The following is a 14250-nucleotide window of genomic DNA, read 5'->3' as shown; positions in this document are numbered from 1 at the left end:
TCGCCTCAGGGGATGATCGAGCGCGACTGGAGGCCGCGTGACCAGTCGAGCGCTGCGGACATCGAGGGCGACATCGAAGCGGCGAGAGCGTTTTCGATCATCGCCGTTTTCTCGATGATCTGCATTAACGCCGAGACCTTGGCCTGACCCGTTGCTTGCCGCTGCACAATGCCCGAGCGAACTTCGGCGACCTGGCCGCGCCAGATCGCAAGCTTGGCTTCATCGGCGGCGATGAAGCTTGCCATCGAACGCCCGGCTTCGGACACGATCCGGTCGAGGATGGCATAGAGCAGGTCGATGCTGGCGATCTCGGCGAGCGTTTCGCGATCGTCGGTCGGCATGCCGCGTCCATAGGCGGCCTGGACGGTAAGGATCTTGTATAAGGGGACAGAGGCGACCTGCAGCAGTTCCTTCTCGGCATTGCCGATTGCGGTATCGGCGCGGATCGCATCGACCATATTGCCGATGAGGAGCGCGACGCGCGGGCGGATGGCCTTCGCATTCGAAAGGCTCATCTGCTCGAAGGTGGGATTGAGGCAAAGATCGGTCTCGTCGCAGCGAAACACGCGCACGGTCTGGCCCTGCGTCCCGTCTAGGAGCGCGCTTACGAGCGTCGAGGACGCGTCGCCCGCGAAGGGCACGAACTTGCCGGGTTCATCATCCTTGGGCGGCACGTAGATGACCGTGCCAATCAGCGTCATCGCGTATTCGGCGAGTTCGCGGTCGAAAGTACCGCCGGGGTTGAAGAAGGCGCTCTTCTTGAGGACGTGCCAGGTGTAGTTGCGCGGCACGCCGGGATTGACGTCGGCGTAGTCGGTGCCGCCGCCTTCGTTGGTTGACGCGCGCTGGCCGCGCGTGCCGCAGCCGTGCTTGGCGGCCGCATAGTCGGTGAAGATACCTTCGGAATTCCCGATGGCTTCGCAGATCGCCTTGTCGGCGAGATCGCCCTTGGGCCACAGGCCGCCGACCAGCCCCTGCGCCATTTCGCAGGAGTTGATCGAGAGATTGTTCATGAGCTGAGCCTTCTGGCTAAATTCCTGCATGATCTTGTTGCACTCGGGACAGACGGTGTCGATCGCGAGGCTGAAAGCAAAGCCGACCGCGTTGTTGGCGACGGCTTTCAGGAGCGCGACCATCTCGCTCGCATTGATGAAGGAAAAAGACCCGGCAAAGATATCGATGCCCCCGCAGCCCGCCCTTGCGCGCGGCAGCTGGAGATTGGCGATGTTGGTCGTCTTCTGAGGGAAGCGCGTCCAGACATTGCCGAGGCTGTAATAGCCTGCCGACTGGCCTTCGAAGGCGGTCGGGCCGGTGACATTCGCCGCCGCGCCCATGTCATCCATGAAGCGGTCCATGCTGTCGCCAACATTCGCGGCGACCGGTGAGGCAACCATGCTGGCGGCGGCGAGGGTCAATGCCGCATTGCGGATGCTAGTAATCATGTCCGGCTTCCTTGGAGGTGAGAAGGTAGATGCGGTCCTGCAGCTCGTCGGCCGAGAGCACGCCGTAGCCGATCGGAATCGGGCGTTTGGTCACGCTGTCCCACAGCACCAGAGCGGGGGTGGCTTTGCCTTCGAGACCAAGCTTGCCGCGCTGGTTCGTCTCGACCCGATAGTCGGGAAAATGCCGGGATGAACCGCCATCGGTGGAGATCGCGCGCACGGTGATCCGCCAGCGGTCGGCGACGCCTTTGACGATCGGGCCCATCACTTCGCACGGGCCGCAGGTCGAACTGAAGAAATAGAAAAGGCCGTAGCGCTGGGAGAGCGTTGCCATGACGTAATCGCGCTCCGCGCTGCGGGCATCCTGCCACTGCTTCTTGGCGACCGCTCCGACGGGGCGTTCAAGCGTGTAGTCGAGGTCCGGGTCCTGCCAGATCGCCCGCTGCCAGACATCGGAGAACAGCGAGGCGCGGTCGAGCTGCGCGCGCTGGAAGCGGATATAGGCCGCTACATTGGCCTCGGTCGGATAGAGGATCGCGCGCGCCTTGAGTTCGCGAAGCTCGGAGGTGATCGCGTCGAGTTCTTGGCTGGCCGCGACCTGCTCGGCTTCAGGCTGTTGTGGCTCTTCAATGGGAGCGGGCTTCACGCAGTAGAACCAGTAGCCGAGCCTGCGCTCTTCGCAGTAGAGCGCGTCTGCCGAGGTGGTCGATCTTGTGTCCCGCCGCTCCTGCGCCTGGGCCAGAGTGGCGGGCAGGGCAGCTATGCCGAGCGCGAGCGCCGTGAGGTGATGCAGATGGGTCATTGGCCGCCCCTTGCGTAATAATCTTCGATCCTCTGCTGGATGAGGATGCTGGTCTCGAGTTCGTCGGGAAGTCGGGCCGCGTCGGTGAACTCGGCATAGACTTCGCTGAAATCCATCCGGCTGAGGTCGAGCCGGGCAAACTCGTCGAGAGTGAACCCCTCACATTGTTCTTCTTTGGGCTTGTCCCATGGCTTGGGGAGTTGCTTGCGGCCCTGTTCCTGCAGGATCCGCGAGAGCTTGCTCTCGAAACAGCAATAGACCTTCTTCTTCGTCAGGCAGACGCCAAGGAACTTGTCCGAACAATAAGTTCCGACATAAGCGCACAGCCCCTGCGCGTCGCGTTCGTGGAGCAGCACTTCCTCGCGGTTGCAGCCGAGCGCGACCAGCAGGCTGATTCCGGGGATGAGCGGGAAGCCCTTGCCCTTGCAGCAGTTGAGGACGCCGAAGACCTTGGACGAGCAGGTGTTGCGCGTGCCGCGGAACAGCGTCAGCGTGTTCGGATCGAACTGGCCGCGCGCCTCGTCCATGGCGTGCAATGCGACCGCCGCATCCTTGAACTCGTCATTGGCGGTGCGCTCGATCGTCTCGCAGCTGCCATCAATGCAATAGACATCGCCGTCGCAGACATACTGGGTGGAGATGTCCGTACCGGGCAGGGGACATTCGTAGATGCGCTCCCAGGTCTCGCAGGGCATCTCGTCGGTGAGGCATTCCTCGCCGATGAACCGGCAGGTGCCCTGGCTTTCGATGTCGGAACAGTCGGTCGCCGCTTCGCGCGAAGTGCAGGTGTAGCTGCGCTGCCATTCCCAGCACGGCCGTGTCACCGAGACGCCGTCGATCACGCGGGTCTGCGGATCGGCATCGGTGCAGATCTCATTGTCGAGTGTGCAATCGCCATTATCGGCAAATCCGATGCACTGGCTCTCGTCGGAAAAGGTATCGATCGTGCTGTCCGTGGTCACCGCATAGGGCGTGTAGCGCGCATCTGGATTGTCGCATGTGATTTCAGCGATGGGATCGCCAGGTTCGGTGCAGTATCTATAGAACTGGTCCTCCCGCCACTGGAGGCAGGGTCCGGGCTGATACCCGGTGATCCGGCACGACCCCCCATCGAATGCCGAGCACCAGGGATATCCATAGACTGTGCTCGTCTCATTGCAGAGATAGTGCCATTGCTGGCGCCGGGTCACGCTGGCAACGAGCGGCACCGCGCACTGACCCACCGACTGGTCGATCCGCGTGCCAGTGTTGCAGGTAGCGGTGTAGGTCCCTGCCGATCCGGACCCGGTCGGCAGCGGCACGCAATTACCCTGGCCACCCGAGATTGCCATGCCGCTGGTGTAGTCGAGCGGGGTCTCGTTGATGGCGAGGCTGCGCGCAATGACGTCCTCGATCTCACTTGGATCGAAGCGCGCGCGATTGGCCACGCTGTCGCGCATAGCCCGATAGCCCTGGTGTCCGGTAGCAGCGGCGGCCGCATTGCTCTCGATCCGCTCGGGAGCGTCGGCGAGCGTTTCCAGGTTTCGCACGGCGTTGCGGTCGTAGTTGGGCAGGTTTGCTGCATTGGGCTGCGATCTGGCAGCTTCTTGCGCTTCGCCGCGCAGGCTTTCGCCAAAGGCCTTGCCATCGGCCCGCGCGTCCTGCTGCTGCGCGGAAAGGGGCGCGGCGACGGCGAGAAGACCGAGCAGTCCTATGCGAAGCGATTGTATGAGCCTCATGGCCGTTCTCCTTCGAGCCTGCGGGAATGGAGGCGCGCGAGCTGCGCTCCCGGACCGCCTCCCGAAGCGAAGGTGTCGAGCACTTCGGCCACGCTGATATTGCCGGCAATGCGGTCGTGCGGCGGCAAGACGTCTTTGCAGTCGAACCCGTCGCAGGGGCTGAAATCGCTCGCGATCATCACGAAGCTCGGGGCAACCTTGATATCGAAGGCGCGGAACAGGCGCGGGTCGATCCCGAGCGCGCCGGCCTCATCGCCATCGCTCCAGATTGCGGCGATGCGCTTCTTGAAGCGCGCGCTGTCGCCTTGCGGGAAACCGCGCAGCACGGTGACGCCGCCGGCCCTCGAGACATCGCGAACCAGCGCCTTCAATGAGGGCTCGGGCATTGCCAATGAGGCAAAAGCGATGAACCGGGGCGTGTCGCCCATCGCTGCCACTTCCGCGTCGGCCTGGGCGCGGATCATGCCATCGAGATCGAGCGGCCCGGCATTCGCGGTCGCCTGCGCAGTCTCGGCATAGCCTGCGCGATTGTCGAAAGCCGTCTGCTGCGCGGCGCGCGTGTCTTCTGCGAGGGTATCCGCTTTTGTCCTGACCGACGTGGCGAGCGCCTCGGCGTCGACGGCATGTTCGGCCGCTCGCGCGCGGATCTCAGCGAGGTCAAGGTCGGGTCCGGCATCCTGCGCAGAAGCGGCGGCAAATCCGGCAGCGATCACGAGGCTCAGGCCAACGAGTATGGGGAAAGCGTTTCTCATAGCGCGCAGCAATTCCTCTTGCGCCAGACGAGGTATCCCATGTCTTCGCCGATCGCGGGGATGACCTGTCCGGGGGACTGGAAGGTGGTGGATGCACCGATGGGCGGGCAGGCGTAGCGGCCCTTGGTCGCCGGGTTGGGGCTGGTGGCCTGGAAGCGGTATTGCTGCTTCCTCATCACCGGCATCAGGTACTTGCCGCACAGGCCCTTCGACCCCATCGTCCCCCATGAGACGAGCTCGCGGTGGAGCTTGTAGGCGAAGCGCGAGAGCACGAGCCGCGAGGCCTGGACGTGTCCGATCGAGGCCGAGACGTTGCCGTTCATCGGGTACATCGACCCTTGGCAGCCCGCGCACCAGAACATCTCGTCGAGCGGCAGGTTCGCGGTCGCTGCAGCACAATCCGCCGCGCACGCGGCAAGCGCCAGCGGGTTGGCAAACAGCACGGCCTCGGGATTGATGATCGCGGTGAGCTCGCTGTCCTGCCACAGCGGATCGATCTCGGAGATGTAGAGGATGTCGATCGAACCCGGCTCGAGGCACAGAAAATCGGCGACGATCTCCATCCAGTAGATCAGCGGATAGGCATACCAGTGGACGTGCCAGCTCGAATAATACTGGCTGGCGCCGCCCACGGCCGAAGGACCCGAGATCGAGCGGAAGCCGATATCAAAGCCGGGATCGAGCTTCATGCCGCCGAGGTTCACGAAGCACCAAGGCTTCATGCTGACATCGGCGAGCCGGACCGGCTCCCAGAACCCCATCGCGATGCCGGGCCGAAGACCGCACAGGCACAGCGGGAAATCGGGGTTGTCCGGATCGGGACGATTGCTCGGCCAGATTTCGAGCCCGCCGATCGAGATCGGGAACAGGCACGACCAGCAGATGTCGGTGATCGGATTGACGAATTGCCCGGTGCACTCGCCCGGACCGGCATCGGCCGAAGCGGGTGATGCGAAGACCAGCGACAGCATCGCCGTGAAAAGCACGAGGAAGGCGCGGATTCCGGTCATGGCTGTGCCTTCCGGCGCGGCAGCGCAATCTCGCTGACTTCGAGGAAGCGCCCGTTCTGGCGCACCCGCGCGGGAACAGCCTTGATACCGAATTTTTGCGTCAGCTTGCCGCCCTGGTCGAAATAGAAGCGGCGTTGACGGGCCTTCATCAGCTCGAGCGGTGCGCCTTTCACGAGGATCAGCTTGGCATTGGCGTCCTGCCTCAGCGCCCAGGCGATCTGCGCAGGGTCGTCGCCGTCGAGAAACAGGAGGTCGGAGCGCAGCTTGACGCTGTCGAGCGGATTGACCCGGGTTCCGGCGGCATGGATCAGCGCGCCTTTTGCGCCCCGGATATCGGCAGCAAGCGCGATTGTCGGATCGAACGCCCAGCTGCGGCTTGCGCTTGCGCGAATGAGGCCGGCAACCGGATCGGGCCGGTTGACGCGTGCGATCGTGCGACGCTTGAGTTCCTCGTTGAGCCGCGCGGTCTCGCCCGACTTTTCCATCTGCGCGAGGCGCGTATGAATCTGTTCGAGCAGGTCGCGCTCGATCACAGGGAAGACCGCGCCGCGCTGGCCGTAGTCTCGTGCCTGCAGGCTGGCAGGGAGCATGGCGAGGAGAAGCGCGCCAATCGGAAGGAAAGAGCGCATCACAGGATTGCCCTCCCGCTGCCGAGGATCTGCCCGCGGCAGACGAAGCCGATTTCCCCGTAGCGGCTGTCTAGCCCGCGTGGATGGTCGGTTCCGGTGTAGTAGCAACCTTCCGGTATTGCGCCTTCGGGACCGCGCGTGAGCGGCACGCCAAGGCGGGTGACCTCGAGCAGGCTCGCGACCTGCTTTCCGTCGATGAAGACCGCATCGCCCTCGTGGCGCACGACATCGCCCGGCATGCCAAGCACGTGCTTGCCAAACATCTGCGGTTCCTTTCCGAAATGCCTTTCGACGAGTTCGCTTTGCGGCGGCTCAAAGAAGATCAGGCTGCCGCGTTCGATCGGCGCGCGCTTGTCGAGCCAGAACGCCCAGTTTGGCAGGCTCGGGCTCGCATTGATGAGGAAAGCGTGGTCCTTGCTGAAGGCATCGAGCGGCGCCCAGGCGAGCGGCAGCAGGACCAGCCCCGAGAGCAGCAGCGAACGGCGGATCGAGCGGGGCAGGCTCATGGCTGGATCTCCCCTGCGAGCTTGTCCGCGATGCGCTGCTCGAGTTCGGAGGTTGCGTCTTCGGCAGCGCCCGCGAGCACGGCCTCGGCAACCAGCACCACGCGGCCGTCATGGCCCATGTCGGCAACGGCGCTTTCGGCGGCCTTGAGGTAGGCAAGGCTAGCCGCTTGGACGACCGCCGGATCGGCATCGGCGCGCGCGGCTTCCTCGACGAATGTCCCGATGGTCTCGGCGAGCCGGACCGTGACGATCCGCTGCTCCGGGGAGCTGGTGACCTGCTGCGTGATCCACGCACCCCACAGGAGCGCGGCAACGAGCACCGCTACGGCGAGGAGTTTCGGGCCCAGCTGGCTAAGCGGGAGGTGCAGTCTATCCATGGCGGGGAGATCCTTCGGCGAGGCGGCGATCGAGGCGGCGCAGGAAAGCCGGCAGCCGCAGCAGGGTGAGGCCGCCAGCTGCGATGAGGAATGCGATCTGGAGGTCCTGCGCAAAGAAGCGGCGCGCGACCGGTTCAGCGGTGCGGTAATGGTCGGCAAGATTGCCGAGCTGCGCGAACAGCGCCGTGAGATCCCAGCCTGCTACAGCCAGGAACACGAACAGCGGCAGGCCGAGGACCAGCAGCAGCGTGCTCGCCGCGAAGCTTGCCGTTTCGATCAGCACCAGGCAGGTGCCCTGGAACAGCGCCAGCCAGTCGATCACACGGTGCTTGTCGCGGGCTTGTCTGACTGACGGAAGCGGCACGCGATTTACGAGCGTGGTGGTCTCGAGCACCATCACATGCCTCCTTCTACGCCTGCGACCAGCGCGACTGCGCGCTCCAGCGGCATGCCGTTTTCGACATGGCGGTGGATCGCGGCATAGGTGTCGGGATCGGAGGAGAAGATGGTTGCCGAGAGTGTGTCGAGCACCAGGCGTCCAACGGCTTCCATCTCGGGACCTTTGAGGTAGATCTCGCTGTACTCGGTGCCCGAGCGCTTGAGGCTGCGGATCAGCGTCTCGGTCCGGTCGTCCATGTCGAGCCGGGCCTCCTTGCGGAAATCGGCGATGGTCTCGGGCTTCTGTTGGAGCACCAGCATCCAGTCGCTGTTTTCGAGCGCGGCGCGCGCACCATCGGACTTGTAGTAGTCGTTCAAGGACTGGGTCGCGGTCGCAAGCGCGCCGCCATATTTGCGCGCGGTGCGGGCATAGGTCTCGACGAACTCGCCCATCGAACCGCCCTTGAGCATCGCCCAGGCCTCGTCGATCAGCAGCAGCTTCTTGGTCGAGCGCGACGAGCGCGTCATCGCCTGACCGGTCATGAACATGATTGCCGAGAGGACAACGCTTCGAAGCTCCTCGCGGGACGCGAGGTCGCTCATCTCGAAGACGGTGAAATCGTCTTCGAGCGCGAAACTCGCTTTCCCCGAGAAGAACCCGGCATAGCTGCCACCGCGGCAGAAGGGCGCGATCGCTGTGGCGAGATCCTTGCCCGCCTCGTTCTCGCTCTGATGGAGCGCATGCGCGACGTCGTCGATCGCCCCGCCGCTGCCGAGCGCTTCCCACACCTGCGTCACCGCGCGGTCGATCAGCCCGCGCTCGGTGTCCGAAGGCGCGGCGCTTGGCCGCGCCATCTGGCCAACGATGGCCTTGATCATGGCGAAGCAGTCGAGCCGGTAATCCTCGTCTTCATGCGCGCGGGCATCGTCGACCATCGAGAAGGGGTTGAGTGAGAATCCCGAGGCGAGCGTGAACTCGACGAAGCGGCCGCCCTGTAACTTGACCGAATGCTCAAAACTGCGTCCGTCGTCGATCACCACGACCTTGGCGCCCGCGCCGCGCAGCGCGGCGCACAGCTCCTGCAGCAGCACCGACTTGCCCGAGCCCGACTTTCCGCAGATCGCGATGTTGTGGTTGCCCGCCGCGTTCTCGAAGGGCGACCAGAAGAAGGGCTGGCCGCGCCGTCCGAGGAGCAGCAGGTGCGGGATCGTCCCGCCGAGATACTCGCCCTGCAGGGGGGCGATATTGGCCGCGGTGGTCGAGAGCATGGTCCGGAAGCGTTTGAGCCGCGCAAGGTCGTGGACCAGACCATCGGCGAGGCTCAACGGGAATGCCGCGACCAGGCCTTGCAGCTGGAGGAACCGCTCGTCGGCAAGGTCCCAGCCGGCGGCCTTGTAGATCGCCTTGACCGTGCGCTCATGCGCATCGCCTTCCCCCAGCGGCGAGATAGTGGTGAGGCCGTAAAAGAGCTTCACCAGCTTTTTGCCCGCCTGGAGCTCGGCCTGGACGTGCTTCCATTCGGCCGATTGCTCGCCAAGCCTAGGGAGGAAGCGCGCGCTCTTCGTTTCCGAAAGGCTGGTGGTGCGCATGAACTTGTAGCCGGCGCGCGCCGAGGCGGCCTCCTGGTCGGGATAGTGCAGGCACAGCATTGTCGCGGCGGGACAGGGAAAGCGCAGCTTGTCAGTAAACATGTCGCCGATGAGCCGCGCGCATTCCCACGGTGCCCAGCGCTCAGGGGTAGAGCGCACGCCGTAATGGCGCACATCGAAGCGGTCGGGATAGCATTCACCTACCTGAGGCACGCCATCTCGCGAGCGCCCGGTCTCGCGGAAGCGCTCGGTGCGCAAGATAAGCCGGTCGTCCTCGACCTCGAGTTCGATATCGCGGCGGATGGCCTGCGCGTCGAGCGTGTCCTCGCGGTTCCAGTGGGTGAGATCGGGTTCGCGCGCTGTCGTCGGCGAGGTGAGTTCGTCGACCAGTGCGAGCAGGCCTGCGGGCTCGAGCCTGTTCGATGCAAGGCCGAGCGAGTTCAGCATCCCCGCCATCCCGTCGCGGCATTCGGTGAGTTCTGCATCGGTCACGTTTCCGGGCACCGGAACGCCCAGCGACAGCACGAGACGCACATGGCGCGCATGAAACGGCGCGTGTGCCGAGCCCGACTTCCAGACGAGATCGTAGAGCCGGTTGGTGCGGGCCTTCGCGATCGCTTCGTAGATCCCGCCCTGCTCGTAGCGCGGCGCGAACCAGGGGCCGACGATGGCGCCGATGCGCGGAGACGCGAAGTTCAGCACCTGCAAACAGGCGCCTTGCGGCAGGCTCTCGGAGAAGAACTGCCCGAGGATTTCACCGGTGCGCTCATCGGCGCCGATGAGCGGGGTGACTTCGAGAATGAAGCCCTTCGAGTGCGCGTTGCGGTAGAGCCCCGGGCCCTCGTCATAGATGCGGTACGGAAGCCAGTCCGACAGCATGTCGAGCGCGAAACGCGGCTGCGCATGGTCGGCTTTCTTCGCATCGCCGAACAGGCCAGCGAGGAGCGCGTCGCGCGCAGAGGATAGCGAGAGGTTCACTTGGGCTCTCCTTCGGGCAGAACAGGGTGGGGCACCTGGCCGGGGGAGGGGGAACGACCAGGTGCCCCGGGGTCCGGCGCTTTGGCACCGGGCAGCTCCGTCAGATCCTGTGCGGGGATGACCAGGACATCGGGAGGCTGCTGGGGGGAGGGATTGGAATGCTGGAATGGACGTGCTTCTGCGGCGGCGGGCGGCGGGCCTTCCGCTTCAGCCGGGCGCGCCAGTGCGCGCAGAACGTCGCCGGTCGAACGCGGCGCGCGCCAGCGCTCGGCAGCGCGATCGGGCAGCACGACATGAACGACCCGGGCCTCGTGGATGCGGCCCGCCTCGTCGCGGTAGCCCGCAACGACGATCCGCAATTCGCGATCACCGGCCCCGTGCGCTCGCGCAGAGGCATGACCGGACCGTTCTGCCTGTGAAGCGCGGGTGGCGGCATCGTCGATCATCGAGGTTGGCGCGCAGCTTCCCTCCGGCGCGCGGCAGGAAAAGTCGCCCTTGACGTTGCCGCCAAGTGTAGCGCAGCCGGCGATCATCAAGGAGAGGGTTGCCGTCGCTCCGACACGGGTCACACGGCCGCTCATTGCTTCGATCCGGTCTTGGCATTGGCAAATGCGCGCAGTGTCTTTGCATCGCGGTAGCCGTGCAGCACCGCACCGTCGCGCGCTCTGACGATCACCGGGGTTCCGGCAAAGCCGTTGGCCTGTGCAAAGGCTTCGTTGGCATCGAGCGCAGCTGCTTTCTTGCAGGCAGCGCGCGGTTCGAGGTGCTTGCCGGTGTAGGCGGCATGGAGCGCCCCGACCGGATCGGCGGCGCACAGCACCGCCTCGGACATGCGGCGGCTCGATGCGCCGAAGATCGAGATCGGCCGCTCCTCGACAAGGACGCCTGCCTTCTCGAGTTCGCCGGTGAGCCGCTTGCAGTAGCCGCACTGGAAATCCGAGAAGACTACCAGCTTCGGCCCCTTGGGATTGCCCCACAGGATCGCGCCTACTGCGGGCAAGACTTTGAGATCGACATGCGTCGCGGCCCGCCTGTCGCGGGGTTCTGCAACGTCGTGCCGACCGGCAGTGTCCTCGCCGGCAGCGCGGGCTGCGCCGGCGGCGAGCAGGTCGGGATTGAGTTCAAGCAGGCGCGCGGCGGTTACGTCGCGCCGCTCCTCCATGTCGTAGAGCCGCCCGACGAAGAGGTAGCGTGCCGCTTCGTCGATGTAGAACAGCGTCTCTCCCGAGACGACCTCGCACCACGGCGCGAATGTCTTGCAATCGAGCGCGTCGATCGGTGTCTTGGGCAGACGAAGCTTGAGCGCTTCAACCACATTCTGCGTGATCGCGGCCTGCGCCGGCATGGCGGTCACTACCGCGACACCGCTTGTAAGGAGGGCTGCTGCGCTGGCGGCGGCGAGCGATATGTGCGCGGCGCGCGCCTTGAGGCCGGGCCGCTGGTTCGAGTAGTTCATTGGGGTGTGCTCCTGACATGGACGCCGTCGAGAAAGACGATCTCGACTGCGATGCCGGTCGGCATCTCGACGACGGGTTGGTACTGTTCTGCGCGTTCGATGAGGTATTTGCTGACCGTGTCGGCGGCTTCGCCCGCGCCCTGGCCGAGGCCGCCTGCGAGAATGTCGGTCGGCGAGAGCGCGTCGCGCCTGCCGTCGCTGCCGACAGGCTGCGCAAAGATGCCGTTGGCATTGGCCGAGAAGCCGCGTCCGAACCCGCCGACGATCCCGGCGAGCAGCGCCTGGCTGACGAGGCTGCCTTCGCGGCTGACGACATTGCCGCGAACGCCCGACTTGCCGGCAAAGGCGATGAACCCCTTGACCTCGCTCACCGCAAAGCGTCCGCCCGGTTGCGCACAGGTCATGCGCACAAGCTTGACGTAAACCTTCTCGGCCGAGAGATCGCCGCGCGCCGCGCCGTTGACGAGGCAGCCGGTGAGATCGGTGGTGAGAAGCTTGTTGCCCTGCAGCACCGAGCGCGCCGGACCGGTGATACGCAGCACCACGGGCAGCGGATCGCTCTGGCTGGTAACGCCCGTCGAGGCGTCGACCCCGACGATCACGGTGGCAGGTGCATAGCTGTTGGGCGGCAGGTAATCGCGGCTTGCCTCGAGCAGCAGCGTCGGCGCGCTTTCGATTGCCTTGGTCTTGGCGGCGCCCGGCTTGTCGGATGAGAAACTCAGCAGGCTTGCCTTGGGTTCGCTGGGTGGCTCGAGCGCTCCGGGAGGGAAGCCCGGAGCCCGCGGATCGGCTGAGGGAACCGGCGTAACTGGGGGATTGGCGCGCACCGTCTCGAGTTCCGAGCGCAAGGCGGCGTTCTCGGCCGAGATCGCATCGATCGCCGCCTGACCGTCGCTGATCATCCCCGCGTTTTCGCCGCGCAATGTCTCGAGCTCCTGCTCGATCGAGGCCTTGGGAAGCTGGCTTTCCTGCAGGTCCTTGATCGCGCGGCCCTGCGCATCAAGACGGTTGCCGTAAGTGGCGACGAATTCGCGCTGCGAGAGATTGCGATTGACCAGCGCGCCGGTCTCGATCGTGGTCGCGCCCGCGCCGCCGGCGCCGGCTTCATCCTCGCCGCCGAAGATGAACATCGAACCGGAGATGAGTGCCACCCCGCCGATGCCGGCGAGCAGCAGCTTCTGGCGCTGCGCGACCGTGCGGTTGAGATTGCGCCGGGCTTCGCCGCGCGTCTCGTCCTTGGGCGCTGCGGCGGGCGTATCGTGTCTGTCGGTATCGGCCATTATTCGAGCCCTCCCTTCGCAAAGACGAGGAAGGCCTGCGTGCTCGCGCCGGGCTGGAGACTGTCGCGGCCATAGGCAAAGGCCAGCGCCCCGGCGGGCGCCTCGCGTTCACCGGCAAGGTCGACGGGCATCGGACCGAGATTGCGCAGGGTGAAGGCCTGACCGATCAGCTCGGCACCTTCATATTCGGCGACCTGCTGCACTTCGAGGCTGTCGGTGCGGCGTGGTCGCGAGAGTTCGGCGCGCGCCCGGAAGCCCGGCAGAACACCGTCGCTCGCCATCGCCTCGATCAGGCGGATCGCGGCTTCGTCGCGCGTCGCTGCATAGCCTTCCCATTCGCTCGCCTGGGATTTGGCGAGCGCGGGATTGGTGACGAAGAGCTGGCTCGCTTCCTCGCCATCGACGCGGCAGGCGAACTTATAGACATAGCCCGCGCTGCTGGTCGCGAAGAAGCTGACTCTGGCGCTCGCATATTGCAGCGGCACCGAGACATAGATGTCGCCGCGCACCGGTTCGTGGGTCACCTCGAAATCGTTGTAGGGATAGCCGCTCGCCATCTTCGAGACATTGGCGAAACCATCCTTGATGAGGGCGATACGGGTCAGCGCGCCGCGCGCGAGCACGCAATCGATCGCGGCGCCATCAGCGGCCTCGACGAACTGGTCGGCATGTGCCGGTGAAGCGTAGGCGGCCGTGGCGATTGCCAGCGCAACGCTGGTCAGCGCGGCGGGGAAGGGGCGGGATAGGAGTGTCATGGGTTCTCCTCCTCGGTTTCGGTTGGGAGCTGGCGGAAGCCGGTGAGGCCGAGGCTGAGGCCGCGGCGGTTCCAGCTGAAGGCGAAGCTGCGCTGCTGGCTGGCGATCACCTGCGCTCCAACAAAGGTCTTGAGCGTGCCGGTGACGACAGCGGTGAGCGCCTGCGGATCGACCTCCATCCGCGAGATGACGAAGGCCTGGCTGATGTCCGAACCGCGCTGCTCGTCGACGATCTTGACGAGCTCGGCCTTGAGGCTTCCGTGCGCTGTTGGATCTGCCACCTTCAGGACCTGTTCCATCCAGTAGTCGAGGCTCTCGGGTGCGCGATTGAGCAGCATGAGCGCGGTGTCGCGGGTGACAAGCTCAAGGTAGTGCGCATCGGTTGCGCTGCTCGTGAGCGTTATCCGCTCAGGCGTAACCGGGACCAGGATTACACTTTCCTCGCGCGTCGCCGCCGCGCCGACCGCCAGCACGCTTGTGAGGCCCAGCACGGCTGCCAGCGCGGCGAAGCGATTGCGCTGCTTGAGATGACGCTGGGCTTCCTCGTACGCGAATTCGTGTTTCACTTGGGTCCTCC

At 65.2% G+C, this 14250-nt stretch carries 15 protein-coding genes; all 15 read right to left on the bottom strand.

The window, feature by feature from the left end:
• Positions 1–5 precede the first annotated feature (5 nt).
• Genes PO778_RS05880 through PO778_RS05810 form a run of 15 tightly spaced genes read right to left on the bottom strand, consistent with a single transcriptional unit; the run spans position 6 to position 14239 of the window.
• A complete protein-coding gene (locus tag PO778_RS05880; protein WP_007163814.1) occupies positions 6–1442 on the bottom strand; it encodes a conjugal transfer protein TraH in 1437 nt (478 codons plus the stop codon).
• Positions 1432–2244, bottom strand: coding sequence for a conjugal transfer protein TraF (locus PO778_RS05875; protein WP_007163815.1), 813 nt, complete (start codon positions 2242–2244; stop codon positions 1432–1434). The genes PO778_RS05880 and PO778_RS05875 overlap by 11 nt, the downstream gene beginning before the upstream one ends.
• Complete coding sequence (locus PO778_RS05870) at positions 2241–3962, bottom strand: conjugal transfer protein TraN (RefSeq protein WP_007163816.1); 1722 nt, start codon at positions 3960–3962, stop codon at positions 2241–2243. The genes PO778_RS05875 and PO778_RS05870 overlap by 4 nt, the downstream gene beginning before the upstream one ends.
• Positions 3959–4714 carry a type-F conjugative transfer system pilin assembly protein TrbC gene (trbC, locus tag PO778_RS05865; protein ID WP_271438926.1) on the bottom strand — a complete coding sequence of 252 codons (756 nt, stop codon included), beginning with the start codon at positions 4712–4714 and terminating at the stop codon, positions 3959–3961. The genes PO778_RS05870 and trbC overlap by 4 nt, the downstream gene beginning before the upstream one ends.
• Positions 4711–5724, bottom strand: a complete 1014-nt coding sequence (gene traU, locus PO778_RS05860; protein ID WP_271438925.1) for a conjugal transfer pilus assembly protein TraU — start codon at positions 5722–5724, stop codon at positions 4711–4713. The genes trbC and traU overlap by 4 nt, the downstream gene beginning before the upstream one ends.
• Positions 5721–6353 (bottom strand): type-F conjugative transfer system protein TraW, encoded by a 633-nt coding sequence (gene traW, locus PO778_RS05855; RefSeq protein WP_007163819.1) that lies wholly within the window; start codon positions 6351–6353, stop codon positions 5721–5723. The genes traU and traW overlap by 4 nt, the downstream gene beginning before the upstream one ends.
• Entirely contained in the window at positions 6353–6859 is a 507-nt protein-coding gene (locus PO778_RS05850) for a S26 family signal peptidase (protein ID WP_007163820.1), read from the bottom strand. Before PO778_RS05850 ends, traW begins: the two co-directional genes overlap by 1 nt.
• Entirely contained in the window at positions 6856–7236 is a 381-nt protein-coding gene (locus tag PO778_RS05845; RefSeq protein ID WP_007163821.1) for a TrbI F-type domain-containing protein, read from the bottom strand. Before PO778_RS05845 ends, PO778_RS05850 begins: the two co-directional genes overlap by 4 nt.
• Positions 7229–7633 (bottom strand): hypothetical protein, encoded by a 405-nt coding sequence (locus PO778_RS05840; RefSeq protein WP_007163822.1) that lies wholly within the window; start codon positions 7631–7633, stop codon positions 7229–7231. Before PO778_RS05840 ends, PO778_RS05845 begins: the two co-directional genes overlap by 8 nt.
• On the bottom strand, positions 7633–10182 hold the full coding sequence (traC, locus tag PO778_RS05835) for a type IV secretion system protein TraC (protein ID WP_007163823.1): 2550 nt from the start codon (positions 10180–10182) through the stop codon (positions 7633–7635). Before traC ends, PO778_RS05840 begins: the two co-directional genes overlap by 1 nt.
• Complete coding sequence (locus PO778_RS05830) at positions 10179–10715, bottom strand: hypothetical protein (protein ID WP_040464689.1); 537 nt, start codon at positions 10713–10715, stop codon at positions 10179–10181. The genes traC and PO778_RS05830 overlap by 4 nt, the downstream gene beginning before the upstream one ends.
• A 44-nt stretch (positions 10716–10759) precedes the next feature.
• Positions 10760–11638: a DsbC family protein gene (locus PO778_RS05825; RefSeq protein ID WP_007163824.1), complete on the bottom strand. Its 879-nt coding sequence runs from the start codon at positions 11636–11638 to the stop codon at positions 10760–10762.
• Entirely contained in the window at positions 11635–12918 is a 1284-nt protein-coding gene (locus PO778_RS05820; RefSeq protein ID WP_007163825.1) for a TraB/VirB10 family protein, read from the bottom strand. The genes PO778_RS05825 and PO778_RS05820 overlap by 4 nt, the downstream gene beginning before the upstream one ends.
• Entirely contained in the window at positions 12918–13673 is a 756-nt protein-coding gene (locus tag PO778_RS05815) for a type-F conjugative transfer system secretin TraK (RefSeq protein ID WP_007163826.1), read from the bottom strand. Before PO778_RS05815 ends, PO778_RS05820 begins: the two co-directional genes overlap by 1 nt.
• The gene (locus PO778_RS05810) at positions 13670–14239 is read right to left on the bottom strand and encodes a type IV conjugative transfer system protein TraE (protein ID WP_007163827.1); all 570 of its coding nucleotides are present in this window, start codon (positions 14237–14239) and stop codon (positions 13670–13672) included. Before PO778_RS05810 ends, PO778_RS05815 begins: the two co-directional genes overlap by 4 nt.
• Positions 14240–14250: the final 11 nt, after the last annotated feature.

Source organism: Pontixanthobacter luteolus, from assembly GCF_947494915.1.
GTDB lineage: Bacteria > Pseudomonadota > Alphaproteobacteria > Sphingomonadales > Sphingomonadaceae > Pontixanthobacter > Pontixanthobacter luteolus.
The sequence above is the reverse complement of the archived record's forward strand: the minus strand, read 5'-3'. Positions and strand labels throughout refer to the sequence as shown.

What these genes read in the sequence shown, in the direction of transcription:
- PO778_RS05880 (WP_007163814.1), bottom strand. Translation starts at nt 1,442, where the DNA reads ATGATTACTAGCATCCGCAATGCGGCATTGACCCTCGCCGCCGCCAGC.
- PO778_RS05875 (WP_007163815.1), bottom strand. Translation starts at nt 2,244, where the DNA reads ATGACCCATCTGCATCACCTCACGGCGCTCGCGCTCGGCATAGCTGCC.
- PO778_RS05870 (WP_007163816.1), bottom strand. Translation starts at nt 3,962, where the DNA reads ATGAGGCTCATACAATCGCTTCGCATAGGACTGCTCGGTCTTCTCGCC.
- trbC (WP_271438926.1), bottom strand. Translation starts at nt 4,714, where the DNA reads ATGAGAAACGCTTTCCCCATACTCGTTGGCCTGAGCCTCGTGATCGCT.
- traU (WP_271438925.1), bottom strand. Translation starts at nt 5,724, where the DNA reads ATGACCGGAATCCGCGCCTTCCTCGTGCTTTTCACGGCGATGCTGTCG.
- traW (WP_007163819.1), bottom strand. Translation starts at nt 6,353, where the DNA reads ATGCGCTCTTTCCTTCCGATTGGCGCGCTTCTCCTCGCCATGCTCCCT.
- PO778_RS05850 (WP_007163820.1), bottom strand. Translation starts at nt 6,859, where the DNA reads ATGAGCCTGCCCCGCTCGATCCGCCGTTCGCTGCTGCTCTCGGGGCTG.
- PO778_RS05845 (WP_007163821.1), bottom strand. Translation starts at nt 7,236, where the DNA reads ATGGATAGACTGCACCTCCCGCTTAGCCAGCTGGGCCCGAAACTCCTC.
- PO778_RS05840 (WP_007163822.1), bottom strand. Translation starts at nt 7,633, where the DNA reads ATGGTGCTCGAGACCACCACGCTCGTAAATCGCGTGCCGCTTCCGTCA.
- PO778_RS05830 (WP_040464689.1), bottom strand. Translation starts at nt 10,715, where the DNA reads ATGATCGCCGGCTGCGCTACACTTGGCGGCAACGTCAAGGGCGACTTT.
- PO778_RS05825 (WP_007163824.1), bottom strand. Translation starts at nt 11,638, where the DNA reads ATGAACTACTCGAACCAGCGGCCCGGCCTCAAGGCGCGCGCCGCGCAC.
- PO778_RS05820 (WP_007163825.1), bottom strand. Translation starts at nt 12,918, where the DNA reads ATGGCCGATACCGACAGACACGATACGCCCGCCGCAGCGCCCAAGGAC.
- PO778_RS05815 (WP_007163826.1), bottom strand. Translation starts at nt 13,673, where the DNA reads ATGACACTCCTATCCCGCCCCTTCCCCGCCGCGCTGACCAGCGTTGCG.